Here is a 22,956-nt window from a genome sequence, read left to right on the forward strand (position 1 = left end):
TCTAGTACCTTTAAGTACTTGAAGAACAACTTACAAGATATAGTATCCTTCAGTAAGCACATTATCGGAAGTACCCACTTTTTTGTGATATAGTAACTAAAAAGTAATAAATGTGGAATGGAGAGCTTTAGACATGAAAAAATTTAGCTGTGGGTTTGAAGTGACAAAGGAAGTTATTGGCGGAAAATGGAAAGGTCTTGTATTATACTTTTTAATGAATGGACCAAAGAGAACGAGTGAATTAAAGCGCATTATCCCAAATATAACTCAGAAAATGCTGATTCAAACACTTAGAGAGCTTGAAGCCAGTGGACTTGTGAGCAGAAAGATGTATAATCAAGTACCGCCGAAGGTTGAATATTCATCCACTGAACTTGGAGAATCTCTTAAACCTATCTTGCAGGAGCTCTGTCAATGGGGAGGCCATTATGCGGAGCAAGAGTATGCAGAAGGTGAATATGAAATTGTACAGCCAGAACAACTAAGTTAGGATTGATGTAGCTGCTGAAGTAAATGCTAAACAACTTCAATACCATCACCTGACAGATGAAGAACAGTCAGAAATAAATGAGATATTCAATTTTGAAAGTGAAGTTCTAATAAGAAGTGTGATGGACTATATTCAGGAGAACTTTGATGAAATTCAAAAAAGAGCTGTTTCAAATGTTAAAGAGAAGGTTCAGAAACTTAGCAAAAAGATAAATGAAGACATCAGTAATAACATTTAATGCCTATATGGTCTCTTCGCATGCATTTTTTACACAAAAAGACCCGGATTTTAATTCCAGGTCACACTTCGGGTCACAATTTGCTCAAATTCCCTCTTGCATTTCTCGAACTGCTTTATTCAAGATCATAGAATTTGAACAAAACCTTACACCAAGTAATCATGGTGATCGGCAAAACAAAGCCAGATATAACATATATTAAAAAATCTCTTGCATTTCCACATCCGGCATGCTATATTCATATAGCGATGAGCTGAATTGTGTAAGCCGATGCACATGCCCTTGCGGCACACACGAATGTGGCGTGTGGTGTATCGCCTCAATACGCAAAAGACGTTTGCTTCTGCAAACGTCTTTTTTTATTATCCGATTTTCGTTCCGTTCGGTACTGTCTGCTCTGGCGTAAGCAGGACAACGTCTCCTTTTTCCGGGATGCCGCCGAGAACGAGAACTTCCGACTTAAATCCGGCGATCCGCCGCGGCGGAAAGTTGACAATAGCGGTAACCTGCCTGCCCGTCAGATCATCCGGTTCGTACCGTTTTGTGATCTGGGCGCTTGATTGTTTCATGCCGATCTCTTCGCCGAAATCTATTGTCATCTTAATGGCCGGCACCTTTGCTTCCGGGAATACTTCCGCTTTTACGATCGTTCCTATTCTGAGATCGAGCTTGATAAAATCTTCGATGACTGCCATATCAAAAACTCCTTTTTTACAATCATGATATCAAAAAAAGACGCAGTTTATTTAACCGATTTTCAGGATTATTTATCAGATTGAAAGGTGTTTCGGAAGACGCGCGGCGTTATTCCCTTATGTCTGACAAACCATCTGGTAAAGGAAGACAAATTTTGAAAGCCGACCTCCTGGCTGATGTCTGTCAGCCGGCATTTTGTTTCAATAAGCATTTGTTCCGCTTTCTTCATACGGAGCTCAGCAATATAAGCTTGCGGGCTTTTCCCCGTCTGCTTTTTAAACCAGTCGGAATAATACGCCGGGTGGTAATGTTCCATTGCGGCAAGCTCTTTAATTGTAAAAGTCTTTGAGAGATTTCGGCGGATATACGCAATTGAATCATTCGTACGGTTTTCTTGTATCTTTTCAGCAATATATTCTGCAAGCAGACTCAATGAATGAGCCGACTGCTGCTTTGTCTCTTCTGTCAGCAAAAACCGAATCGATGTCCAAAAAGGATCAAGCTTATTCAGAACGCCGGGGTCAAATGGACCTTTGAAAAAATATGCCGGTATGTCGAGAACGAGACATTCGTTTCGCTCCAAAGAACGGAACCGATGTTCATGCCCGGGCGGAATATACAGCATTTGATCAGGTTTTAATCTGATTTCACGCCTTTCTGTCTCCAAGTCAAGCTGTCCTTCGAGCGGAAAGAGCATTTGGCAGTATGTGTGTGCATGAGAATCAAAAATATGTGAATAGGTGCGCCGCTCACAGATGATATGTTGTAATGAATCCATTTGTCCCTCCTTTTACATGATGCGTTTTTTTATTTAGTTTACATAATAATATTATTGTTCCCTCATCTGTAAACCTCTTAGGAAAGCAACAACTGCAAACTTCCGACTTTCTTTAATTGATTCGGTTAATTCAAATGCACTCTGTTTTCTCAACACGGCAAATCCGTGAAGAAGGCTCCTCAGTCCTCTCGCAGCATGAATCGCAGTGTCAGACTGTGCATAACCGTTAGCTGTCAGCTGCTTGACAACAAGCTCTAAAAGCAGGCTTGACAGATTCTCAATCCGGCCGTCTTTTATCTTTTGAAATGTTGCGTCATATAATCCGGGATTGGCTTCTGCGAAATTGATATAGGCATCGGCAAGAGCGAGCAAAGCAGTTTCACCCGTCAGTCCTTCTGAAGAGGCCGCCATTTTTTCATATAACATAGTTAAACCGGAGACAGCCAGCTCTGTTTTAATTCCTTGAAGGCCATTGACAAAATTGTAAAGGGAAGGCGGTTTTACGTTTAAGGACTTTGCAACGGCCGCAAGCGTCACTTCGTTCAGCCCTTTATCGTCAGCGATACCTGCTGCGGCTCTCAATATCATGTCAAGGCTCATCCCGACTCTCGGTGACATTATGATCGGCCTCCCGGCAGGCTTCGTTCGGCTTCCTCAGCAGCCTCAGCCATCATTTCAACGGGATTGCAGAGAACATTTCCATGTCCGGCGGCCAGACTGCTTGGTTGATGAGCGATAAGCGTTCTTGCTGTTTTTACAGCTTCTTCTTTATTCCACGTAGCAAAAGCCGGAAACGGAAATTTCCATTTCAGCTTCCCTGAAACAGCAAGGCCGCCCCGTACTTGAAAGGCATCTCCGACGATCAGCATATCATTTCTCATATCTTTAAAAGCGAGGCTTCCCGGCGTATGACCGGGAGCGGGAATGACAAGTAAAGATCCGATCCGCTCGCCGCCTTTCAGCAGGCGATCAGGTTCAGTCTGAACATTTTTCGGCACTCCCCCCTTTATCGGCGTTTGTGCTTCATGCTCAAATAAAGAAGTGTCACCTTTCAGCAAGAAAGAATCCCGCTCAGAAATACAGACGGAAGCATCCGGAAATTCCGCAGCTAATGAGTCAAGCGAACCGATGTGATCCCCGTGCGCGTGGGTGAGTAATATGTCATTCAGCGGCTTCCCAAGCTGCCGCAATGCTTGTTTGATTCCTTTATGACTGTTAGGCAGTCCGGCGTCAATCAGGGTTACTCCTTCTTCTTCTTCAACCAAATAACAATTCACCGGGAAAAGCGCTGGAAAAAAAGTCAGCTGCCAAACCCTTCCGTATTGTAAGATTCTCATCAACATCCCCCTAAAACTAATATCATTAGTTTTATTATAACTAATGCTGTTAGTTTATCAAGCGTTTTCTGTCTAAATCCTGAAAAAGGCGCGGGCGCTTCTCTCATGCCAAAAAAAGAAACGCGCATACTGTGATAAAAGATGCTTTCAGCCTGCGAATAAATCAGACTACTAAAACCAGCCGGATAAGCATACACTACTCAACGGAGGGGGAGTTCCACATCATGCATATCACACTTCAAAGCATCTGCCCTGTCTTAATGATTGCCTTTTTTCTGTATAAAAAGGTGAAACGGTCCGTCGGCTTTCAGCCTTTGAAACCCCGCTGGCTTTACACAAGAATGATTTTATTTTCATTGCTGGCCGCCGCTCTGGCGTTTTTCAGCATCACACACCCGGCTTTATACGGGTATCTTATATTCGGCACTTTTTGCGGCTGGCTTCTGGTCCTGTTTGCCAAACGGAACATTTCTTTTGAAGAACGCCGCGGAAAAATGTATTTTCGCACTCACCTGTGGATTGAACTTATTCTATTAACGTTATTCCTATCGAGATTTATTTATCGCGTTATTGAAATATACCGGGTCACAGCGGACTTTACCCATCCGGAGGCATACAGCCAAACGGTCGGGGCCGATCCGCTGACCATCAGTATCTTTTATTTCATCGCAGTTTATTACAGCGGCTTCTCTTTTTATGTTTTAAAAACGAGCAGAGACCAAACCAATAACAGTCAGTACGGCTGACATCCCTGTCTAAAAAGCAGGGATGTTTTTAATCGTGCCGCGTATGGTGAATCATTTGCTGAAGCACATCTAACACATGTTCATCCTCAGGAGAATAATAGATGGATGTTCCTTCTCTGCGTGATTTGACGAGGCGCAGATTTTTAAGAAAACGCAGCTGATGAGAAACGGTAGACTGTAGCAAATTCAGCTTTTCTGCGATATCATTTACCGCATGTTCACCCTGTGACAGCAAATGGAGAATTCTGATTCTGGTCGGATCAGACAGCGCCTTAAAAGTCTGGGCAACCAAAAATAAAGTTTCCTCATCTAAATCGACAGCGGGGTCATTCGTGTTTCCGGATTCGTGAAATTCAGTCATATACCTCACCCTTCTTTTCTCAAGTAGCCCAATTATACCAAATGTCATTTGATGCAGATACATCCTGCGCCTGACAAAAGAACCGTTATTTTAAATTTATGTTTCAAATACGGGTTTCCGCTTGGTTTCGCGCATTCATCTGTGTCATAATGAAAAAGTCATAATGCTCCTGAAATTGAGGGTGAAACACAGTGGAGAAAAAGAAAAAAGGCTGTTTCGCTGCCGCGGGTCTTATGATGATATGTGTTTTTGTCATGGTTTCCTTCTTCCTCATTCTGTTATTTTCAAATAATGAATGGCTCAAAAGTCTTCCGTTTGATGTCAAACCGATCGTGCTTGAACGGCTGACAGATTACAAACCGCTTGTTGAAGACGAGCTGGATGAAAAAGGACTCACCAAATATACATCGCTTGTACTCGGCATGATATATCAGGAGTCAAAAGGAAGAGGAAATGATCCCATGCAGTCTTCAGAATCTCTGGGTTTAAAGCGAAATGAGATTAAAAACCCTCAAACCAGTATCAAACAGGGAATCAAACAATTCACTCTCATGTACCAAACAGGCAAGAAAAAAGGCGTAGACTTGGATACGATTATACAAAGCTACAACATGGGAGCCGGCTATATTGATTTTGTGGCTGAACATGGAGGATCGCATACTGAGGAACTGGCAAAACAATACTCCGAGCAGCAGGTCAAAAAGAATCCGAAACTTTACACTTGCGGAGGGAACAAAGACAATTTCCGTTATCCCTACTGCTATGGTGATTACACGTACGCAGAAAAAGTAAAAGCAAAAACAAAAACCGTTGAACAATCCTTAAATGTAACAACACTTGAAACGCTTGAAGAGTAAAAGGCGCCCTGATGAGGCGCCTTTTTCCATTAATAGAAAAAAGCCGCGCAGAGCACGGCTTTTTTTAATAATACGGTGAGATCATTAAGTATACAATGACACCCGTCAGACTGACATACAGCCAGAGCGGCATCGTCCATCTCGCGATTTTTTTGTGGCGCTCCACTTGCATGCTGAATCCTCTGATCAGCGTAAACAGCGCAAGCGGCACGATAACGGCGGAAAGACAGATGTGCGTAATCAAAATAAAGAAATAAATCCCCCGAATGATGCCGTGGCCGCCGAATAAAGTATTCTCAGCTATCGAGTGGTACACGACATAGCAGATCAAAAACAGCAGAGTCGTCGTAAACGCCGCCAAAATAAAGCGTTTATGCGCTTGAATATTTTTTTGCTTAATCATAAAGAGCGCTGCCAGCAAAAAGATAAAAGTAAAGCTGTTAAAAATAGCATTTAACATCGGCAGAATATGAATATTGGCAATGCTGACCTGTCCCGATTTCGGCATAAAAAACAGCACCGCAATTAACCCGTTGATCAAAACGGTCAATGTCAGCACGATACCGGTATAACTTTTAGGTTTGTTTTCTGTCTGATTCATCTTATGACCTCTCTCAATTTTACTGACTATCCAAATGGTATGAGAATTCAGCTTTGATGTCAACGGTTTCGTCCGCTTCGTCAGAAATTAGACAAACTTAAGCCCTAAAAAGACCGGGTGTTTGAGACCCGGCCTTTCGTCATATTATGCTTCCTTCAACAGTTCTTCTATCACTTTATGTTCGTTTTCATTCAACAGATTTTTTGGAATGATCCGATCTATCGGTTTATTCATATGCTGATCGAGAATATCGGCTGTTTCTTTGTCCCCTGCGATTACGAGACGCTCCCATTGGTGTGAAGCGGCCTTTTGATCAAGGTTTGAAGCCAATCGTTTATACAGCCTGTTTTGGTTTTCTTCGACATGGGCTTTGGCAGCGTCTTCGTCCATCGATGCGGAGCTTCCGCTTACATCCTGCGGTTTCCACGATTCATTGATGACGTCGTATTGATAATGCTCCACCCCTTCAATTTTTCCGAGTACGGTTTCTATGATCTTCACTTCATTCTGCTGGGTGAGAATAAAAGCCGTGCTCGGAAATTGTTCACGGAGAAGTTCTAATTGATCAAGGACAGCCGTTTCTTCCCAATAAAATCGTGTTTCGACAGGCACCTGCAATTCAATCGTCTCCCAGATGCCGCCTTCTCCCGATGCAAAAAATACGAGACTTCGCGGCATCTCTTTACCAAGCCCATCGATATATTGATAGACACGTTCCATGATGCGGACGAGAGATTTTTCTTCTTCCGGATCACTTACAGACAGATACTCCTTTAATCTCCGAAAACCGGTTTTCAAGGCGATTTTCCACTCTCCCCCCTGCTGATCCGGATTTCTCATATCCGTATTTACATATAAGGAAAGCATTTTATCAGGAGATTCCGTCATTACGTACTTCAATTTGCCGATGAGTGAGTCAATTGCCATTATAGATTCCTCCTTTTTCCGCTGCTCACTGTTCCTTTCCCTATCCGTACCGCCTTAAAAACGTCAATCCACATATAAACGGCAGACTTTTCTAAAAAAGTTTTTGCAAAACCCATTTACAAACCAAGACATCATTTACTACAATGGATACTTGTGTTTGACTAAGACTTTTACGCTGTGAAAGGAGTATGATTTTGTTTACTGCAGAAGAAAGAGATCAGAAAGAGCTGGAAAAAGAGCTTCATAAACTTGAATTTCAGATTTTCAGAATGCGGGAAAATCTGATAGATGTATCAAAAGACGCGCGAGTGCTTGGTATTGATCAATCGAACAATGACGATTGGATCATTGTTTCCTCGATTGATGATGGCCAAACATGTAAGATTATGCTGACTGATTGTGAATCAGCCTACCGGGGAAGAGGCTGTTTTTCACTGATCGCTTCTTATTATGACAATGCCATTCATATCGGGGATATTAAAGGCCCGCCGAACCACGGCTACGGCTCGATCTGCATGAAATTTTTAAAACATATCGCCAGAGAGCAGAATATCCCGAAAGTGACGGGCGACATCGCTAAGCGTGATTGGGATCATGTCGACCGGCTCGTTCATTTTTATGAAAAACATCAATTTGATGTCTGGATTGACAATGATACGCAATCAGGCGGCATTAAATGGGTCGACCTGTAAAAAATGATAGATAAACCCTCGTTAATATGGTGTAATAGATTAAACCATTTAAGGAGGGTTTTTTTGTATCCGGAAAAATTGAAAAAAGGCGACGGCATTCGTATTGTGTCTCCGGCCACAAGCATGTCCGCTATGTCAGATGAAAATATAAATGCCGCGAAGACAAAATTGGAGGAGCTGGGCTTTTGTGTCTCTTTTTCAGAGAATGCAAAAGAAATAAATGAATTTCATTCATCATCGATTGAATCGCGTGTACGGGATCTGCACGAAGCTTTCGCTGATCCTGACATCAAAGCGATTTTGACGACACTCGGCGGGTTCCAATCAAATCAGCTGCTCCGCTATCTTGATTATGAAAACATCAAGCGGCATCCGAAAATCCTTTGCGGCTATTCAGATATTACCGCCCTCGGCCATGCCATATATCAAAAACCGGCCTTATTACATATTCCGGTCCCCATTTTTCTTCATTTGCCATGAAAAAAGGGCTGGACTATACGATTGACTCTTTCTTGGCCTGCTGTGCTTCTGACAACCCGTATGAGGTAAAACCTTCATCCGAGTGGAGTGATGATAAATGGTATTTGAATCAGGAGGACAGACGTTTTTATCGGAATCCGGGACCGCTCGTTATTCAACCCGGATATGCGGAAGGAACACTGATCGGAGGAAATCTATGCACGCTGAATCTTCTGCAGGGCACGGAATACTTTCCGGAGATGGAACAAGTGATTCTGTTTATAGAAGATGATCATATGTCGGACATTCATATGTTTGACCGGGATTTGCAGTCACTCATCCATCTTCCCGCTTTTTCAGCCGTGAAGGGAATTGTCATCGGACGTTTCCAGCATGCTTCAAATGTGTCTGAGGAGGCTCTGCGTGCCGTCATCCGTACAAAAGAAGAACTGTCATCCATGCCTGTTATCGCAAATGCTGATTTCGGCCATACCTCCCCTTTGATGACATTCCCGATCGGAGGAACATGCAGGATAGAAGCCGGCTCAGAAGGCGGACGGATATGGATCGATCGGCATTAATACATAAAGACGGGAAAACCGCCCCGTCTTTTTATTTTGACGCCTTATGTGCCGCAGCGTGCGCGGAGCGATCATAATTCGTCCGCCAGCCGCTGCCGTCACCCATACGGAAGCTCCTTCATAAAAACGGCTGATCTCTTCATTATATACGGCGTGTGTCAGTTCACGTTTATCATGCGTTCCGTCTTGGTTTTTACGTTTAAAATAAGTACAAGCTCGTGCCTTCCATTCTTCATCACGCCAGTACGTCTCACCTTTTCAATAACGGCTGGCCTTCCTCTCCCTCTGTCAAGCGCCTGAAACAGCCTGACAGCAGGCATAGACAGTCCGATTACGAGCACCATGGCAAAAGCGGTGCATATACCTGCTTGAAACACCGGTGATTCTGTGAAGGCATTCCATAAACATATAAATTCCGGCTCCATCAGATTCATACATCCCTTCAGATTCCGTTTTCACATCCATTCCTTATTATATTAGAGAAACGCTTTTTCTTTTTCCGCATATAACGATTATATACAGTCAAAAAAGGGAAGAAAAAAGAACACAAAGCATTTCGCCTTGTGTTCTTCATCTCTATATGAAACTAGTCTAATACTTTAACATTTACTGTTCTGACGCCCCAGTTGTTAGCGTCACTTTTCTTTGCAACAAATACGTCAATTTTATTTCCTTTAATTGCGCCGCCTGTATCTGCTGCTGTTGCCACTCCGTAACCTTCAACATAAACCTTAGAGCCAAGCGGAATGACACTAGGGTCTACCGCGATGACTTTTGCATCAGGGTTTTTGTTTAAGTCAACACCGGTTGCCGTTACACCGGAAATGCCGCCGTCGTTAGCAGAGTAAGCAGTTGCAGTCATTGTCAGCTGCTTTTTAGGCTCTTGTTGGTTTGTATTTGATTGAACAGGCTGCTGTTTTGCTTCGACAGCCTTCGCTTCTTGTTTAGGTTGTTGTTGTTCTTGAACAGGTTCTTGTTTAGGCTGCTCTTTTTTGACAGCTTCTTGTTTCGGCTGTTCTGTCTCAGCAGCTGGTTTTTGTTCAGTTTGCGGCTGGCTGGCTTCTTGAGCCGGCTGTACAGCCTGAGCCTGACCTTTCACATTTAACGTTGTGCCTGCGTAAATTATATCTGATTGCAAGTTATTCAAGCTTTTCAGATTGCCGACTGATGTTCCGAATTTCTGAGCAATTTTCCAGAGGCTGTCGCCCTGCTTCACTGTGTACTGCCCAGATGTGGTTGTTTCTACTGAAGAAATAGTCAGTTTCTCTCCTTCAATAATTAAATCAGAAGATAACTGATTCCATTCTTTTAAGTCCTTTAGGTTCACTCCGTTTTTTTGCGAGATCCCCCAGAGCGTGTCACCCTTTTGCACCGTGATTTCTTTAGCAGAAGCGTGAGCTCCAAATGCAGTTGTTGAAATTGCTGCAACTGCGACAAAGGACATAATCGTCTTCTTCATAAGTAAATCCTCCCTTGTTAGCTTTTTATTGGCGGCTAACAGGTGATATCGTAACATATGAAAATGTCAGTTCAATAACAAAACGATTTGAATTAGATTACAGTTCCTTTACATGAAACATTTCTCTCGCTTGGTAAGTCTTGCTGAAACCTTGATACAGCAAGGGTTTTCAAGCTTCTGATTTTTCCGGCGCCTATGAAAAACACAATGTGCAAATTTCTAAAAAAACTTTTTTTCACTCTGTTTCTCTTACATAATTTCGGATTTCTTCTAAAAAAACCGCTCCGTATTTCAATCTTTTTTGTTCCCCGACCCCTTTTACGGAAAGAAGATCCTGATCTGTTTTCGGAAGTTTCGCCGACATTTCTTTTAACGTCTGATCTGAGAACACGACAAATGGAGGCACACCCTGTTCAGCTGCAATCTCTTTGCGGAGACGCCGGAGAAGCTCAAATAATTCATCATTTTCGGTAACGGCGGCGGCCTGTAAGGCTTCTTTTCTCGCGACTGCGCTTTTTCCAAGCAGAACGTCCCTGCCTTTTTGGGTGACCATAAGCGTCGGAAATGTGCCGTCCGCCATTCTGATATATTCATCTGAAATAAGGAATTCGATAAAATCACTGATTTCCGCTGCGGATTGATGCTTCATAATGCCGTAAGTGGACAGGCTGCTGAAGCCGTTTTCCAGCACTTTTTTATTTTTAGACCCGCTAAGCACCTGCGCCACCATCGTTTTTCCGAAGCGCTCATTCATTCTGATGATGCATGACAATACCATCTGCGCTTCTTTTGTTACGTCATGGGCGGTCCTTGTATCAGTGCAATTGCCGCATGCTTCGCAAGCTTCCGCCTCATTCTCGCCGAAATACTTCAGAATAAACCGCTGCAGGCAATCTTCCGTATGACAGTAATCCACCATCTGTCTCAGTTTTTTGAGATCCTGCTTTTGTTTTTCTTCTCCGGCGGCCGATTGGTCTATTAAAAAACGCTGCACCATAATATCCTGCGGCGAAAACAAGAGCACACACTCGCTGTTAAGGCCGTCGCGCCCGGCCCGTCCGGCTTCCTGGTAATAGCTCTCCATATCTTTCGGGATCTGCGCGTGTAAAACAAACCTGATGTTGCTCTTATCGATTCCCATTCCGAAAGCGGACGTAGCTACCATCACTTGTATCTGATCGTTAAGAAACCGCTCCTGCTGGTCTTTTCTGTCATCATCCGCCAATCCGCCGTGATAACGGCCGGCATTGATGCCGCTGCGTTTTAATTTCTCATATAAACGGTCGGTTTCTTTTCTTGTCGCTGTATATATAATGCCGGCTTCGTGTTTATTTTTTTCGAGGTACCGCTCGATAAACCGGTCTTTGTTTTCGCCCTTTACTACTTTAAACGTTAAATTCTCTCTGGCAAAACCGGTATATACAGTTTGTTCTTTCTTAATATGAAGCTGCTTACAGATGTCATCATGAACCTCAGGCGTAGCCGTCGCCGTTAAGGCGATGATGACGGGCGGTTCTTTTAATTCATTAAAAAGGATTTCGATATTCCGGTAACTCGGCCTGAAATCATGTCCCCATTGCGATATACAGTGAGCTTCGTCAATGGCGACAAGAGGAACCGTAATATTCTGCAGGATGTGAATGAATTCAGAAGAAGTCAAACGCTCCGGTGTGATGTAAAAGAGCCGGTAAGCCCCTTGTTTCAAACCGGTCAGGCGCTCATGAATGTCACGGCTTGTCTGGGTGCTGTTAATATAAGCTGCCGCGACACCCGCTTCTTCAAGCGCGTCCACTTGATCTTTCATTAAAGAAATAAGAGGGGAAATAACGATTGTGGTTCCTTCAAACAGCAGTGCGGGAATCTGATAGCAGATTGATTTTCCGCCCCCCGTCGGCATAATGCAGACCGTGTTTTTTCTCTCCTCTGCAACTGATTGTATCGCCTGCTTTTGGCCCGCGCGAAGACTGTCGTAGCCAAAATAATGCGCCAGAAGGGATTGGGCTTTATCCAGCATATGTTGTAAAACCTCACTTTGTCTTTGATTCTTTTATTTTATCATAATGATAAAATACGCTGCTCAAGGGCAATTCAAAATAAAAAGCCATCTCCGCAAGGGAAATGGCTTTCGCTACGTATGCCGTACGCAAGTAAGAAAGTTTTAAACCACCACTCCTCAAAGTGGGTGTTTGCAGAAGCGTTCCTGTCGTCCTCTGCAATGGAGGCATGACATTCCGGCTTCGATATAAAACTCCCTATTACAGCTTAAAGGTTAAAACTTAATTAACAATACGAACAATGTAGCTTCTCTTATATCCTACACCATCAGTCGTATTTTGGCAAGAGGGTTAATTCTTTTACAGAAAACCTTTTTTCTTTGTAAAAAATGCTTTATTCTACATAAAAATTGTTTTTTCGACAAAATATCAATATATCAATATAAGATCAGATCGAAAGCTTCCGCCAGTTTCTTCTATAATAGAAAAAACTCTCACACCCTGTAGGGGCGCAAGAGTTATGGCAATTAGAATTTTGCAGCCAGATCTTTCGCTTCTTGCAGTCCTTTTTCAATGATCGCTTGAGCGTTATCCGGTGCAGCATTATGGCCTTCAACGACAACAGTGTGAAGATCTTGGACACCCCAGAAACCGAGAACGGTTTTCATGAAGTTTAATGACATTTCAAGAGATGCCATCGGTCCTTCAGAATATACGCCGCCGCGTGCGTTTAAGAGCGCTACTTTTTTATCTCCCATCAGACCTTTAGGGCCTTCAGGCGTGTATGTGAAAGTAACCCCTGCGCGAGACAGGTAATCAACATAAGTATGAAGCACAGCAGGCACTGTGAAGTTCCAAAGCGGGAATGCAAACACGACTTTGTCAGCTTTGACGAATTGATTTAAGTAAATGTCAGCAGTTGACGCTTGTTTTTTCTCTTCGTCTGTCATATCAATTCCTTTTGAAGCTTTGAATGTTCCATTAATCATATCTCTTCCGAGGTAAGGAAGGTTTTCTTTATGAAGATCAAGTTCGATCACTTCATCATTCGGATTGTTTTCTTTATAAGCAGCCAGAAACGCTTCGTATAATTTTACGGACACGCCTTCTTCAGCCGTACGGTCACTTGATTTTACAAATAATACTTGAGACATTCTAAATTCCTCCCGGTAATCTTTTAATATTTACTTACAAATAGTATGTTACTTTCTTTTTTATATAAAGTCAATGATTTTATTTCGATTCTGAGATTTTTTATGGAATAAAAAAACAGGTACATACGAATGTACCTGTTGCTATTATTGTGAATCCTGCTCGCGATCCAGGATTTCGTAAGTTTGTGAGCTTTTTTGATCAACGGTTTCTTTATTTGAGAGGTCTTTCACCTGCTCGTGAAATTCCCTTTCATATGACGGAGCGTCTGTTTTCACATCCCCTTCTGTTTCTCGCTGCGCTTCGACGGTCATTCTGGCGTACGGTACGGCTTCAAGTCTTTCATAGGGAATTTCTTTTCCCGTTTTCTCGCAAATCCCGTATGTTCCTTTATCCATTCGTTCAAGCGCGGCGTTCACCTCATCTAAAAGATTCTGATCGACACCGTCCAGCGTCTGATTCGTGACCCTGTCCAAATAAATGCTTCCGTGATCAGCTAAGTGATTATCTACTCCGTTCGACAATTCTCCTGTGTCTTCGCTCATTGAATGATTTTCTTTTGATTCTCCCTGAAGACTTTCCTTTAAATCGATTAATTTATGATAAAGGCTGTCCTGCTGTTCTTTTGATAATGACATATTCATCATCTCCTTTTTCGTCTGTATTCTTCGCTGCATCTGTTAATACATACCCTCGAAAAAGGAGGATGAAACAATGGGGGTCAATGCTTTCTCCCCCTGATGGTGACATTGGGTGTCTGCTGCTTTGTCTGTCTTTTTTCTTTTGCAGCATCATTTTGCGGGTTGTCCCGACTTTCTTCAGCGCAGGCTTGTTTGAGCCTGTGCGCCGGTGTATGGTAAGTGGCGCCGATATTCAGCATACCGCTCAGCTCTTCTATACTCAGCTGTTCAAAATCAATATTGTATTCAATCTTGTCCACTTTGACGTGCTCAATATGGACATATGTTTTTTCCCCTTCAACCGTTTGCGGCTCAAAATGACACTTATCCTGAAGGTCATCAAGCTGTTGTTCCACTTTCTTAAGCCGGTCTAATTCATCTTCACACACTTTTTTGAAAATCTCTTTCATTATTTTTTTCAAAGAAAATCACTTCTTTCCCCGTCACTCTTGGAAAGTTCTATGCGTCCCGCATTGCGAATATATAAACATGATATACAAAAAGGAGGCGAATCATGATGTTTTTTCCATCCGTTATCAACTTTGAGTATATAAAAATGAACGGAATCAGCGGCGGAGCGGCTTTTAACACCGGCTCTTCCGTTATGGTGAGAAACACAGCAGCCAATAAAAGAAATGAAGGGTACGGTGAACAAAACGGTGATTGCACCGTTGCCGTCATCCCTATCATGAGTATCGATGATTCAGATCTGATAGATGGCACAGCGAACAAGATCAGCCTTCGATAATGATCTGGCTTGCATCCCCCAGATGTTTAGCAATCGATATATATAAAATCCCGTCTTTGAATACCGCATGCATTCCCTTCGTACCATGAGCGGAATGCGGAAGATCGAGTTTTTTCAAAATCGCCGTATTTTCCGGTCTTCTGTTTAAAATCCTGTTCATTGAAAAAGGATTTTCTCGTGCCTTTTACGACAATATATTCTCCATAGGACAAAAGCTGAACATCTTGTTTCCGGTAGCCGGGCAGATACAGCAAAAATTGGAGCTCATCATGGGTTTCCACAATATCTATAAGAGGAAAAGCATCCTCATTTCTTCTCATTTGCCCATCTCCCTGTTGAAAGGGAAAATGAGAATGGCCGTTTTGAAATGATTTCAGTTGTTCATCATCAAAAACGTTTTTCCAAAAGTCGCCGCCGGACATGTTTTGCGCCATTTCCATCCATTGCTTCATCTTATCGAAATCCATTTTTAACGCCCCCTGTCTAAGCATACGGTCATAACAGCCGGCATACACCTGTATTAAAGGAGGTTTGCCTGTGGTTCAACCAACTCCATATATCAATATTAATATTTTCATGTTGAAAATTAATTCCTTTGAAAATGCTTCAGCGGTGAATGTCGGACAAAATTTACTGGCGGAATGGCAGAATTCTGATAAAAAGAATCAGGGATACGGACAGAACTTCGGAGATGCAAGCGGCTTCATCGGCACGAACGGCAAAGTGGATGACCGGGATCAAATTGATTCTCCGTCTGCCTTTGAGTCTGCATGCGATAAAATCCCTGCCGGAAAAGGAGGCCCATTATGATGTTTTCGCCGGTTTTGGTAAATGTAGGAGGCTTTAAAGTAAATGCGGTCGACCGCGGTTCTTCCATTACGATCGGGCCGTATCAGCAGATCGATTATTTTTTATCCAATAAGATCAACTACGGATTCGGTGAAGAAAATGGTGATTTGGCGCCGATTTATATCCCCATCAGTTCTATCGCTGATTCGGATCTCATTGATTCGAACTCCGGAAAAACAAGCATTATATAATAAAAAGGCCATCCGCATGCATTCGGATGGCTTTTATGTGATATTTAACTGCATAAGTATTTTGTTAAGATGGCTTGAACCTCAGTCAAGTCCGTTTCTTTTGCAAATTCCAATTCGAAAGTTTTTCCCCTTGTCATTAATACAAGCCCGGTATCGGGATCAAACATCCCCGCTTCTTGAATGGCGAAGCTTTCAATTGTTTTATATGGAAGAAATACGCGCACTTTCTTTTTGGAGAACATTTTATTATCAAAGAAAATCACTCGTTTATTCGTAAAGCATATTTGGTCAACCCGCAGTTTATAAATCGTTTCGATCCGTTCTCCCTCAACGAGCAAAGCCTCCAGCTTTTTTGTGTCGGTTGATCTGCTGACAGAAAAAATTCCCAATGAAGAACCCCACTTTCTGCTTCTATACTATTGTTTTATTACAATCATAAAAAAATAAGTTCTTTATCCCTATATAAGAATACGACATAGACGGCATTTAAACCATTACGAACAGATTACATTTTTAGAACGTTCATCAAAAAAGCCCTTCGCGAAAGGTGCCGCTGTTATGAAGTAATACGGTTCAACGGAAGAAAAGGTTTCAAGAAAACAGTATTTTTTTCGAAAAGTCAGTTTTTTATTTTCCCCATAAAAAACCGCGGCTTCTCCAATGCCGCGGTTTCAACAAAACATCAACGATCCGTATCTTCAATTGTTCCTTCTTTATAGGTATCTGATATTTGTTCCATCGTCGTGTCGGTGCCTTCTTCAGGTTGCACTTGCTGAAGCTGATCTGATGTTTTATTTTGTTTGTCTTGCTCTGTTTTTTTCATTTTGCAGCCACCCTTTATATGTAGTCTTTTTTAGTATGGCTCAGGCAAAATGGATTCATTCAGCTTTAAACTTCTTCAAAATACTCTTTGTAGAAGCCTCCGACTTTGTTTGTATTGTCTGCAACAAAAATGAATTCTTCTGTTTCATTTTTGACTTCATACTCTTTACCCGGCGTCAGCACATTTTTGACAATGTATTTTTTCGCATCTGTATGTACGCATTTGACCTTTTTGACACTTTCTTTTGTCTGCCAATTATTATGAATCATTTATAAAACTCCTTTTCTTAATCGATAAGCTTATTGTAGCCGTTTTTTCTTGTGAATTGCAATAACGGTTATCGATTGATTTTACCGAGGGTGTTATTATAGAATGACTGTATGCGCTTACTTTGCGCGGACATCAAGATGCTCAAAACAGACCATAAAAAAATTTCGGGAGGTTTGTTACGAATGAGTTCTTTAACGATGCAGATCACAAAAAGGCTGGAAACATTTTTACAGGGTACGAAGAAACTTTATATTGACGGAAAATTTGTTCCGAGCGCTTCAGGATCAACATTTGTCACACCGAATCCGGCAACCGGAGAAACGCTGATGACGCTTTACGAGGCACAGACAGAAGACATTGACAGTGCAGTGAAAGCGGCACGCAAAGCCTTTGATCACGGCGAATGGCGCACTATGCCGGCCGCTTCCAGAAGCAGGCTGATGTATAAGCTTGCCGATTTAATGGAAGAGCACAAAACGGAACTCGCGCAGCTTGAAACACTTGATAACGGAAAACCGATTAATGAAACAACAAATGGGGATATCCCGCTCGCAATTGAGCATATGCGTTATTATGCCGGGTGGTCTACAAAGATAACCGGACAAACAATTCCGGTCGCCGGCTCATATTTTAATTACACCCGCCATGAGCCTGTCGGCGTCGTGGGGCAGATCATCCCTTGGAACTTCCCGCTCCTTATGGCGATGTGGAAAATGGGCGCCGCCCTTGCCACAGGCTGCACAATCGTTTTGAAACCGGCGGAGCAGACACCGCTGACCGCCCTCTATTTAGCGGAATTAATAGATCAGGCGGGCTTTCCTGACGGCGTCATCAATATTGTCCCAGGGTTCGGCGAGACGGCCGGGGAAGCGCTGACCAACCATGACGATGTCGATAAACTCGCTTTTACCGGTTCTACAGAAATCGGCAAAAAAATCATGGAAAAAGCCGCAAAAAAATTAAACGCGTGACACTGGAGCTTGGCGGAAAGTCACCTAACATCATTTTGCCTGACGCCAATTTGAAGAAAGCCATTCCGGGCGCTTTAAACGGGGTCATGTTTAATCAGGGGCAGGTATGCTGCGCAGGCTCCCGGGTCTTCATTCACAAAGACAAATATGATGAGGTCGTCAGCGAAATGGTTTCATATGCGAAATCGCTTCAGCAAGGCGCCGGCCTTCACCAAGATACACAAATCGGCCCGCTCGTCAGTCAGGAACAGCATGAGCGCGTGCTTTCATATATTGAAAAAGGAAAAGCGGAAGGAGCCAAAGCTGTCGCGGGCGGCAGCTGCCCGTTTGAAGAAGGGTATTTTGTCTCCCCGACTGTATTTGCGGATGTGGATGACAGCATGACCATCGCAAAAGAAGAAATTTTCGGCCCAGTCTTAGCCGCCATTCCGTATGATACGGTTGATGAAGTCATTGAGCGGGCGAACGGCTCGGAATACGGCCTTGCAGCCGGACTTTGGACTGAAAATGTGAAAAACGCCCACTACATTGCTGACCGTCTCCAAGCCGGCACCGTTTGGGTCAACTGCTACAATGTTTTCGATGCGGCATCTCCTTTCGGCGGCTATAAGCAATCCGGCCTCGGGCGGGAAATGGGCTCTTACGCGCTGAATAATTATACAGAAGTGAAAAGTGTCTGGATCAACCTGGAAGATTAAATCAAACAAGAAACTGCTGCCTGTCAGCAGTTTCTTTCTTTTGTCATGCCGCCTTTTACATATGAATATATATGCTTCTGAAGGAGTTGAGCGAGTGTGAGCACAATTCATGAAAACGTCAGAAGCCGCCAAAAGAAAACCATCTCCCTATTAAGAGAAACGCAAAATGCGGACGGCTCATGGTCATTTTGTTTTGAAGGACCGATTTTGACAAACGCCTTTCTGATCCTCCTTCTCACTTCTCTTGGAGACAATGATAAAGAACTGATCGCTGAGCTTGCAGAAGGCATTCGCGCCAAACAGCGACCGGACGGAACTTTTGCCAACTATCCTGATGACCGGAAAGGAAATGTGACCGCTACTGTACAGGGCTATGCCGGCTTGCTGGCTTCCGGTTTATATAGCCGTTCTGAGGCGCATATGATTCAGGCCGAACGCTTTATCATCTCAAATGGCGGCTTGCGCAACGTACACTTCATGACAAAGTGGATGCTTGCGGCAAACGGCCTATATCCATGGCCCGCGCTGCATCTGCCATTATCTTTCTTAGTCATTCCCCCATCCTTCCCGCTGCATTTTTACCAGTTCAGTACATACGCTCGTATTCATTTTGTACCGATGGCCGTGACGCTTAACAAAAGATTTTCGCTGGAAAATCCCAACGTTCCGTCTCTCGCGCATTTAGATCGGCATATGACTAAAAATCCGTTTACATGGCTTCGTTCCGATCAGGATGAGAACAGAGATCTCTCTTCTCTTTTCGCGCACTGGAAGCGGCTTTTGCAGATTCCTGCCGCTTTTCACCAGCTCGGTCTGCGTACGGCCAAAACGTATATGCTTGACCGGATTGAAGAAGACGGCACATTATACAGCTATGCGAGTGCCACTATTTTTATGGTGTACGGCCTGCTCGCACTCGGTGTATCGCGCCACTCCCCCGTTATCAGAAAAGCGCTTGCCGGCACGAAAGCTTTGCTCACGTCTTGCGGCGATATACCGTACCTGGAAAACTCAACGTCGACCGTTTGGGATACGGCGCTTCTCAGCTATGCGCTTATGAAAAGCGGCATCTCAGATAACGATCAAATGATAACCGGCGCCGCCCGGTTTCTGCGTGAACGGCAGCAGACGAAAGTCGCTGATTGGGCCGTTCACAACCCGCATGCTGAACCGGGAGGATGGGGTTTTTCAAACATTAATACAAATAATCCTGATTGTGATGACACAGCCGCAGTGCTCAAAGCTATTCCGCGAAAACGTTATCCCGCCTCATGGGAACGCGGACTGAGCTGGCTTTTGTCCATGCAAAACAGTGACGGCGGCTTCTCTGCTTTTGAGAAAAATGTCAATCATCCGCTGGTCCGCCTGCTGCCGCTGGAATCGGCTGAGGAAGCTGCCATCGATCCTTCAACAAGCGACTTAACCGGACGGGTGCTGCACTGTTTAGGAGAAGCGGGGCTTTCTTCTGATCACCCTCAGATTGAAAAGGCCGTCCAATGGCTGATCCGCCATCAAGAAGAGGACGGATCGTGGTACGGCAGATGGGGTGTCTGCTATATTTACGGCACATGGGCAGCGCTGACAGGGATGAAGGCTTGCGGCGTGAGCCAAAACCACCCGGCCGTGAAAAAAGCGATCCGCTGGCTGAAGTCCATTCAAAACGAGGACGGAAGCTGGGGAGAATCCTGTAAAAGCGCAGAAGTCAAAACCTATGTTCCGCTTTCTTACGGGACGCTTGTACAGACAGCTTGGGCGGCCGAAGCTTTGCTGCAATACGAAAAACCTCATCATCAAGCCGTCACAAAAGGCATATCCTTTCTTATTGAAAACCGGCATTACGAAGGAGACGCTTTCAGCTATCCGACCGGAATCGGCCTGCCGAAACAGTTTTACATCAGGTATCACAGCTACCCGTATGTGTTTTCTTTGCTTGCGCTCAGCACTTTTATGAAAGTGAGTGAAAAGGAGGAAGAAAAATGAAACGGCACGCTTATCAAACCGAAATGCTGAATTGGTGTGAAACCTTGAAGGAACAAGTCATACAGCAAGGTCGGTTCGATCGCTTCGCGGCACAAATCGACCGGATTTTTCACACCCTTCAGGATGATGGATTAACGGAGGCGGAATGGTACGAACAGGCATCAGCACTTTACCGGGACATTACCGAACCGGATGAGCCGGATGAGAGCAGAGCCTATGTGCCGATCGGCAAGCATGTCCTCCCTAAACTGCCATACAGTTATTCCGCACTGGAACCTTATATTTCAAGAGAGATTATGAAACTCCACCATACAAAACACCATCAGAGCTATGTTGACGGTCTGAATAAAGCAGAACTGGAGCTCAAAAAAGCGAGACAAACGAAACAGTACGACTTAGTGGCGCATTGGGAGCGGCAATTGGCGTTTCACGGTGCCGGCCATTATTTGCACAGTATTTTCTGGTTTTCCATGAATCCAAACGGAAAAAGACGGCCGACGGGTGCGCTCTTTCAAATGATTGATGTGTCATTCGGAAGCTATTCTGCTTTTAAAGAGCAATTTTCTCAAGCGGCGAAAAAAAGTCGAAGGAGTCGGCTGGGCTATCCTAGTCTGGGCGCCGCGCGCCGGGCGGCTGGAGATTTTGGCCGCTGAGAAGCATCAGCTCTACAGCCAGTGGGACGTCATTCCTTTGCTTCCGCTGGATGTGTGGGAACACGCTTATTATTTACAATATAAAAACGACCGCGCGGCTTACGTGGATCAATGGTGGAATGTCGTTGACTGGCGGGAGGCGGAGAAACGGTTCGAACAAGCGCACCGCGTGATGTGGCCGCTTTATTAAAAAAGCCCCCGTTTTGAACGGGGGCTTGCTTCTTTTGATTTAAAAATACCGAGCACGTGCAGAAAAACGATAATAATGGCTACAGGAGACACATAACGGATTAACAAAAGCCAGACTGCAAACCATTTCCGTTTAATGCCTGAACCGCTTTTCAGTTCATCAAACAGCGCCTGTTTCGGAATTTTCAGCGGTACGAAAACGGCAATTAAAAGCGCGCCCAGCGGCATTAAGACATTGCTGACCAGAAAATCCGCAGCGTCAAAAATACTGCGGTGAAAAATAGAAACATCACTCAAAATTCCGTACGACAGCGCCGAAGGAACCCCGACAATAAATATAGCAAGTCCCCCGATCCATGCATACCGCTTCCGTTTTGCCGAATCGCCTTTTGACAAAACAGCAACTAAAATTTCAAGCATTGAAAAAGCCGATGTCAGCGTCGCAAATAAAAACAGCAGCAAAAAGGCGAGTAAAAACACGATGCCCAACGGCATTTGGTTAAAGACGGTCGGCAGCACGTTAAATAAAAGCTGCGGACCTTGGTCCGGCTTGAGGCCGAATGCAAACACCGCCGGAAAAATCGCCACTCCCGCCATCACGGCAACAAGGACATTTAATACCGTCACCGATACGGCGGATTGAACAATATTTTCTTCTTTTTCTAAATATGCGCTGTATGTAACCATTACGGACACTCCGACGCTTAACGAGAAAAATGATTGACCCATCGCATATAAAATGGTATTGGCATCCATCGCGCCAAAATCAGGCATGAAGAAAAATTTTAATCCCTTCGCTGCATCATGCAGCGTAACGGAGCGGATCATTAAAAGAATAAACAGAATAAACAGAGCCGGCATCAGCACCTGGCTTACCTTTTCGATGCCGCTGCTCACCCCTTTTGCCACAACTAAAATCGTCAGCACGATAAACAGCAGCTGACCGAAAACCGCTGCATAAGGGTTGGAAATGGTATCGATAAATAACGTATCAAATCCCGAAGAAAGCGATAAACCGCCTGTAAAGCCTTTTATAATGTAGATTAATATCCATCCCCCCACTACGCTGTAGAAGGATAATAGAATAAAACACGTAATGATTCCGAGATATCCGATCCAGTGCCACTTTTTCCCCGGCGCCAGCGCCTTATAGGATTCAACGGCGTTTTTTTGTGTTTTTCTGCCGATAATAAATTCAGCAAGCAAAAGCGGCAGTCCGATTAAAACAGTAAATAAAATAAAAACAAGCAGAAAAGCGCCGCCTCCGCTGGTTCCCGCTACGTAAGGGAACTTCCATATTGCGCCGAGCCCGATTGCAGAGCCGGCCGTAGCTAAAATAAATCCCAGCTTAGATGACCATTGATTAGCTTCTTTCACTTCAGCACTCCCAATTCATTTCAGTATAAAAATCAATTGTAAGAATATATGTCTGAATAGTCAAGATGATATTAGTTTACATAATAATTTTATCGAAAACTAATATTTAATATTGAATTATTCAGAATATTATTTATAATGGAGTACAGAAAAGTCAGT

At 43.8% G+C, this 22,956-nt stretch carries 24 protein-coding genes, 1 other RNA gene and 5 pseudogenes; 11 read left to right on the forward strand and 19 right to left on the reverse strand.

What is annotated here, in order from left to right:
• Positions 1 to 133: 133 nt before the first annotated feature.
• Complete coding sequence (locus D368_RS11145; RefSeq protein WP_014417586.1) at positions 134 to 490, forward strand: winged helix-turn-helix transcriptional regulator; 357 nt, start codon at positions 134 to 136, stop codon at positions 488 to 490.
• A gap of 600 nt (positions 491 to 1,090) precedes the next feature.
• Here D368_RS11145 and csaA read toward each other — a convergent pair.
• From csaA to D368_RS11165, 4 genes are all read right to left on the reverse strand, one after another.
• Positions 1,091 to 1,423, reverse strand: a complete 333-nt coding sequence (csaA, locus tag D368_RS11150) for a chaperone CsaA (protein WP_025852277.1) — start codon at positions 1,421 to 1,423, stop codon at positions 1,091 to 1,093.
• 68 nt (positions 1,424 to 1,491) lie between these two features.
• A complete protein-coding gene (locus tag D368_RS11155) occupies positions 1,492 to 2,202 on the reverse strand; it encodes an AraC family transcriptional regulator (protein ID WP_101563093.1) in 711 nt (236 codons plus the stop codon).
• Positions 2,203 to 2,253: 51 nt separating this feature from the next.
• Positions 2,254 to 2,820 carry a TetR/AcrR family transcriptional regulator gene (locus D368_RS11160; protein ID WP_101563094.1) on the reverse strand — a complete coding sequence of 189 codons (567 nt, stop codon included), beginning with the start codon at positions 2,818 to 2,820 and terminating at the stop codon, positions 2,254 to 2,256.
• Positions 2,820 to 3,539 (reverse strand): MBL fold metallo-hydrolase, encoded by a 720-nt coding sequence (locus tag D368_RS11165; protein ID WP_025852283.1) that lies wholly within the window; start codon positions 3,537 to 3,539, stop codon positions 2,820 to 2,822. Before D368_RS11165 ends, D368_RS11160 begins: the two co-directional genes overlap by 1 nt.
• A 224-nt stretch (positions 3,540 to 3,763) precedes the next feature.
• On the opposite strand from D368_RS11165, the gene D368_RS11170 reads away from it, so the two are divergent.
• Positions 3,764 to 4,285, forward strand: a complete 522-nt coding sequence (locus tag D368_RS11170; protein WP_025852285.1) for a CcdC protein domain-containing protein — start codon at positions 3,764 to 3,766, stop codon at positions 4,283 to 4,285.
• 28 nt (positions 4,286 to 4,313) lie between these two features.
• Here D368_RS11170 and czrA read toward each other — a convergent pair whose 3' ends face one another.
• Positions 4,314 to 4,646: a Zn(II)-responsive metalloregulatory transcriptional repressor CzrA gene (czrA, locus tag D368_RS11175; RefSeq protein ID WP_007407993.1), complete on the reverse strand. Its 333-nt coding sequence runs from the start codon at positions 4,644 to 4,646 to the stop codon at positions 4,314 to 4,316.
• A 191-nt stretch (positions 4,647 to 4,837) separates the two neighbouring features.
• Here czrA and D368_RS11180 point away from each other — a divergent pair, with 191 nt between their 5' ends.
• The gene (locus D368_RS11180; protein ID WP_003153802.1) at positions 4,838 to 5,503 is read left to right on the forward strand and encodes a lysozyme family protein; all 666 of its coding nucleotides are present in this window, start codon (positions 4,838 to 4,840) and stop codon (positions 5,501 to 5,503) included.
• 64 nt (positions 5,504 to 5,567) lie between these two features.
• Here the strand turns inward: D368_RS11180 and D368_RS11185 are convergent, their stop codons facing one another.
• Both D368_RS11185 and D368_RS11190 read right to left on the reverse strand, forming a co-directional pair.
• Positions 5,568 to 6,104, reverse strand: coding sequence for a DUF420 domain-containing protein (locus tag D368_RS11185; RefSeq protein ID WP_003153801.1), 537 nt, complete (start codon positions 6,102 to 6,104; stop codon positions 5,568 to 5,570).
• A 144-nt stretch (positions 6,105 to 6,248) separates the two neighbouring features.
• Positions 6,249 to 7,031: a VLRF1 family aeRF1-type release factor gene (locus D368_RS11190; protein ID WP_031379041.1), complete on the reverse strand. Its 783-nt coding sequence runs from the start codon at positions 7,029 to 7,031 to the stop codon at positions 6,249 to 6,251.
• 188 nt (positions 7,032 to 7,219) lie between these two features.
• On the opposite strand from D368_RS11190, the gene D368_RS11195 reads away from it, so the two are divergent.
• Positions 7,220 to 7,723 (forward strand): N-acetyltransferase, encoded by a 504-nt coding sequence (locus tag D368_RS11195; protein WP_014305189.1) that lies wholly within the window; start codon positions 7,220 to 7,222, stop codon positions 7,721 to 7,723.
• 63 nt (positions 7,724 to 7,786) lie between these two features.
• Positions 7,787 to 8,763 (forward strand): annotated as a pseudogene (locus D368_RS11200) (S66 family peptidase).
• Positions 8,764 to 8,811: 48 nt separating this feature from the next.
• Here D368_RS11200 and D368_RS11205 read toward each other — a convergent pair.
• From D368_RS11205 to gerPC, 7 genes and pseudogenes are all read right to left on the reverse strand, one after another.
• A pseudogene (locus tag D368_RS11205) lies at positions 8,812 to 9,188 on the reverse strand (hypothetical protein); the annotation flags it as partial.
• A gap of 161 nt (positions 9,189 to 9,349) precedes the next feature.
• Positions 9,350 to 10,222: a LysM peptidoglycan-binding and 3D domain-containing protein gene (locus tag D368_RS11210; protein ID WP_071391733.1), complete on the reverse strand. Its 873-nt coding sequence runs from the start codon at positions 10,220 to 10,222 to the stop codon at positions 9,350 to 9,352.
• Positions 10,223 to 10,457: 235 nt separating this feature from the next.
• Entirely contained in the window at positions 10,458 to 12,236 is a 1,779-nt protein-coding gene (gene recQ / locus D368_RS11215) for a DNA helicase RecQ (RefSeq protein ID WP_070081962.1), read from the reverse strand.
• A 107-nt stretch (positions 12,237 to 12,343) separates the two neighbouring features.
• A non-coding RNA gene (gene ssrS / locus D368_RS11220) (6S RNA) lies at positions 12,344 to 12,529 on the reverse strand.
• 214 nt (positions 12,530 to 12,743) lie between these two features.
• Positions 12,744 to 13,370, reverse strand: coding sequence for an FMN-dependent NADH-azoreductase (locus D368_RS11225; RefSeq protein ID WP_128574805.1), 627 nt, complete (start codon positions 13,368 to 13,370; stop codon positions 12,744 to 12,746).
• A 144-nt stretch (positions 13,371 to 13,514) separates the two neighbouring features.
• On the reverse strand, positions 13,515 to 14,006 hold the full coding sequence (locus D368_RS11230) for a TraR/DksA family transcriptional regulator (RefSeq protein WP_003153790.1): 492 nt from the start codon (positions 14,004 to 14,006) through the stop codon (positions 13,515 to 13,517).
• An 83-nt stretch (positions 14,007 to 14,089) separates the two neighbouring features.
• Positions 14,090 to 14,470: a spore germination protein GerPC gene (gerPC, locus tag D368_RS11235; protein ID WP_031379037.1), complete on the reverse strand. Its 381-nt coding sequence runs from the start codon at positions 14,468 to 14,470 to the stop codon at positions 14,090 to 14,092.
• 92 nt (positions 14,471 to 14,562) lie between these two features.
• On the opposite strand from gerPC, the gene D368_RS11240 reads away from it, so the two are divergent.
• Positions 14,563 to 14,796, forward strand: coding sequence for a hypothetical protein (locus tag D368_RS11240; protein WP_060562870.1), 234 nt, complete (start codon positions 14,563 to 14,565; stop codon positions 14,794 to 14,796).
• On the opposite strand, the pseudogene D368_RS11245 reads toward D368_RS11240, so the two are convergent.
• Positions 14,783 to 15,263: pseudogene (locus D368_RS11245) on the reverse strand (Hsp20/alpha crystallin family protein). The gene D368_RS11240 and the pseudogene D368_RS11245 sit on opposite strands and share 14 nt — an antisense overlap.
• Positions 15,264 to 15,333: 70 nt before the next feature.
• Between D368_RS11245 and D368_RS11250 the strand changes: the two are divergent.
• Positions 15,334 to 15,606, forward strand: a complete 273-nt coding sequence (locus D368_RS11250; RefSeq protein ID WP_014418114.1) for a hypothetical protein — start codon at positions 15,334 to 15,336, stop codon at positions 15,604 to 15,606.
• Positions 15,603 to 15,836: a hypothetical protein gene (locus D368_RS11255; protein WP_031379035.1), complete on the forward strand. Its 234-nt coding sequence runs from the start codon at positions 15,603 to 15,605 to the stop codon at positions 15,834 to 15,836. Before D368_RS11250 ends, D368_RS11255 begins: the two co-directional genes overlap by 4 nt.
• A gap of 44 nt (positions 15,837 to 15,880) precedes the next feature.
• On the opposite strand, the gene D368_RS11260 is transcribed toward D368_RS11255, so the two are convergent.
• The 3 genes from D368_RS11260 to D368_RS11270 form a co-directional block, all read right to left on the reverse strand.
• Entirely contained in the window at positions 15,881 to 16,225 is a 345-nt protein-coding gene (locus D368_RS11260) for a PH domain-containing protein (protein ID WP_003153783.1), read from the reverse strand.
• Positions 16,226 to 16,518: 293 nt separating this feature from the next.
• Positions 16,519 to 16,659: a DUF4025 domain-containing protein gene (locus tag D368_RS11265; protein WP_003153781.1), complete on the reverse strand. Its 141-nt coding sequence runs from the start codon at positions 16,657 to 16,659 to the stop codon at positions 16,519 to 16,521.
• 65 nt (positions 16,660 to 16,724) lie between these two features.
• The gene (locus tag D368_RS11270; RefSeq protein WP_003153779.1) at positions 16,725 to 16,928 is read right to left on the reverse strand and encodes a DUF6501 family protein; all 204 of its coding nucleotides are present in this window, start codon (positions 16,926 to 16,928) and stop codon (positions 16,725 to 16,727) included.
• A gap of 183 nt (positions 16,929 to 17,111) precedes the next feature.
• Between D368_RS11270 and D368_RS11275 the strand changes: the two are divergent.
• The 3 genes and pseudogenes from D368_RS11275 (at position 17,112) to D368_RS11285 (ending at position 21,421) form a co-directional block, all read left to right on the forward strand.
• A pseudogene (locus tag D368_RS11275) lies at positions 17,112 to 18,598 on the forward strand (aldehyde dehydrogenase family protein).
• A 96-nt stretch (positions 18,599 to 18,694) separates the two neighbouring features.
• On the forward strand, positions 18,695 to 20,578 hold the full coding sequence (locus tag D368_RS11280) for a terpene cyclase/mutase family protein (RefSeq protein ID WP_128574806.1): 1,884 nt from the start codon (positions 18,695 to 18,697) through the stop codon (positions 20,576 to 20,578).
• Positions 20,575 to 21,421, forward strand: a pseudogene (locus D368_RS11285) (superoxide dismutase). The gene D368_RS11280 and the pseudogene D368_RS11285 overlap by 4 nt, the downstream one beginning before the upstream one ends.
• Here the strand turns inward: D368_RS11285 and D368_RS11290 are convergent.
• Positions 21,418 to 22,797: a sodium-dependent transporter gene (locus D368_RS11290; protein ID WP_128574807.1), complete on the reverse strand. Its 1,380-nt coding sequence runs from the start codon at positions 22,795 to 22,797 to the stop codon at positions 21,418 to 21,420. The pseudogene D368_RS11285 and the gene D368_RS11290 sit on opposite strands and share 4 nt — an antisense overlap.
• Positions 22,798 to 22,956 lie beyond the last annotated feature (159 nt).

The organism is Paenibacillus lentimorbus NRRL B-30488 (assembly GCF_000411595.1).
GTDB lineage: Bacteria > Bacillota > Bacilli > Bacillales > Bacillaceae > Bacillus > Bacillus velezensis.

Bases quoted from the DNA above. Each gene is read 5' to 3' on its own strand.
- D368_RS11145 (WP_014417586.1), top strand. From the start codon at position 134: ATGAAAAAATTTAGCTGTGGGTTTGAAGTGACAAAGGAAGTTATTGGC.
- csaA (WP_025852277.1), bottom strand. From the start codon at position 1,423: ATGGCAGTCATCGAAGATTTTATCAAGCTCGATCTCAGAATAGGAACG.
- D368_RS11155 (WP_101563093.1), bottom strand. From the start codon at position 2,202: ATGGATTCATTACAACATATCATCTGTGAGCGGCGCACCTATTCACAT.
- D368_RS11160 (WP_101563094.1), bottom strand. From the start codon at position 2,820: ATGTCACCGAGAGTCGGGATGAGCCTTGACATGATATTGAGAGCCGCA.
- D368_RS11165 (WP_025852283.1), bottom strand. From the start codon at position 3,539: ATGAGAATCTTACAATACGGAAGGGTTTGGCAGCTGACTTTTTTTCCA.
- D368_RS11170 (WP_025852285.1), top strand. From the start codon at position 3,764: ATGCATATCACACTTCAAAGCATCTGCCCTGTCTTAATGATTGCCTTT.
- czrA (WP_007407993.1), bottom strand. From the start codon at position 4,646: ATGACTGAATTTCACGAATCCGGAAACACGAATGACCCCGCTGTCGAT.
- D368_RS11185 (WP_003153801.1), bottom strand. From the start codon at position 6,104: ATGAATCAGACAGAAAACAAACCTAAAAGTTATACCGGTATCGTGCTG.
- D368_RS11190 (WP_031379041.1), bottom strand. From the start codon at position 7,031: ATGGCAATTGACTCACTCATCGGCAAATTGAAGTACGTAATGACGGAA.
- D368_RS11195 (WP_014305189.1), top strand. From the start codon at position 7,220: ATGATTTTGTTTACTGCAGAAGAAAGAGATCAGAAAGAGCTGGAAAAA.
- D368_RS11210 (WP_071391733.1), bottom strand. From the start codon at position 10,222: ATGAAGAAGACGATTATGTCCTTTGTCGCAGTTGCAGCAATTTCAACA.
- recQ (WP_070081962.1), bottom strand. From the start codon at position 12,236: ATGCTGGATAAAGCCCAATCCCTTCTGGCGCATTATTTTGGCTACGAC.
- D368_RS11225 (WP_128574805.1), bottom strand. From the start codon at position 13,370: ATGTCTCAAGTATTATTTGTAAAATCAAGTGACCGTACGGCTGAAGAA.
- D368_RS11230 (WP_003153790.1), bottom strand. From the start codon at position 14,006: ATGTCATTATCAAAAGAACAGCAGGACAGCCTTTATCATAAATTAATC.
- D368_RS11240 (WP_060562870.1), top strand. From the start codon at position 14,563: ATGATGTTTTTTCCATCCGTTATCAACTTTGAGTATATAAAAATGAAC.
- D368_RS11255 (WP_031379035.1), top strand. From the start codon at position 15,603: ATGATGTTTTCGCCGGTTTTGGTAAATGTAGGAGGCTTTAAAGTAAAT.
- D368_RS11265 (WP_003153781.1), bottom strand. From the start codon at position 16,659: ATGAAAAAAACAGAGCAAGACAAACAAAATAAAACATCAGATCAGCTT.
- D368_RS11270 (WP_003153779.1), bottom strand. From the start codon at position 16,928: ATGATTCATAATAATTGGCAGACAAAAGAAAGTGTCAAAAAGGTCAAA.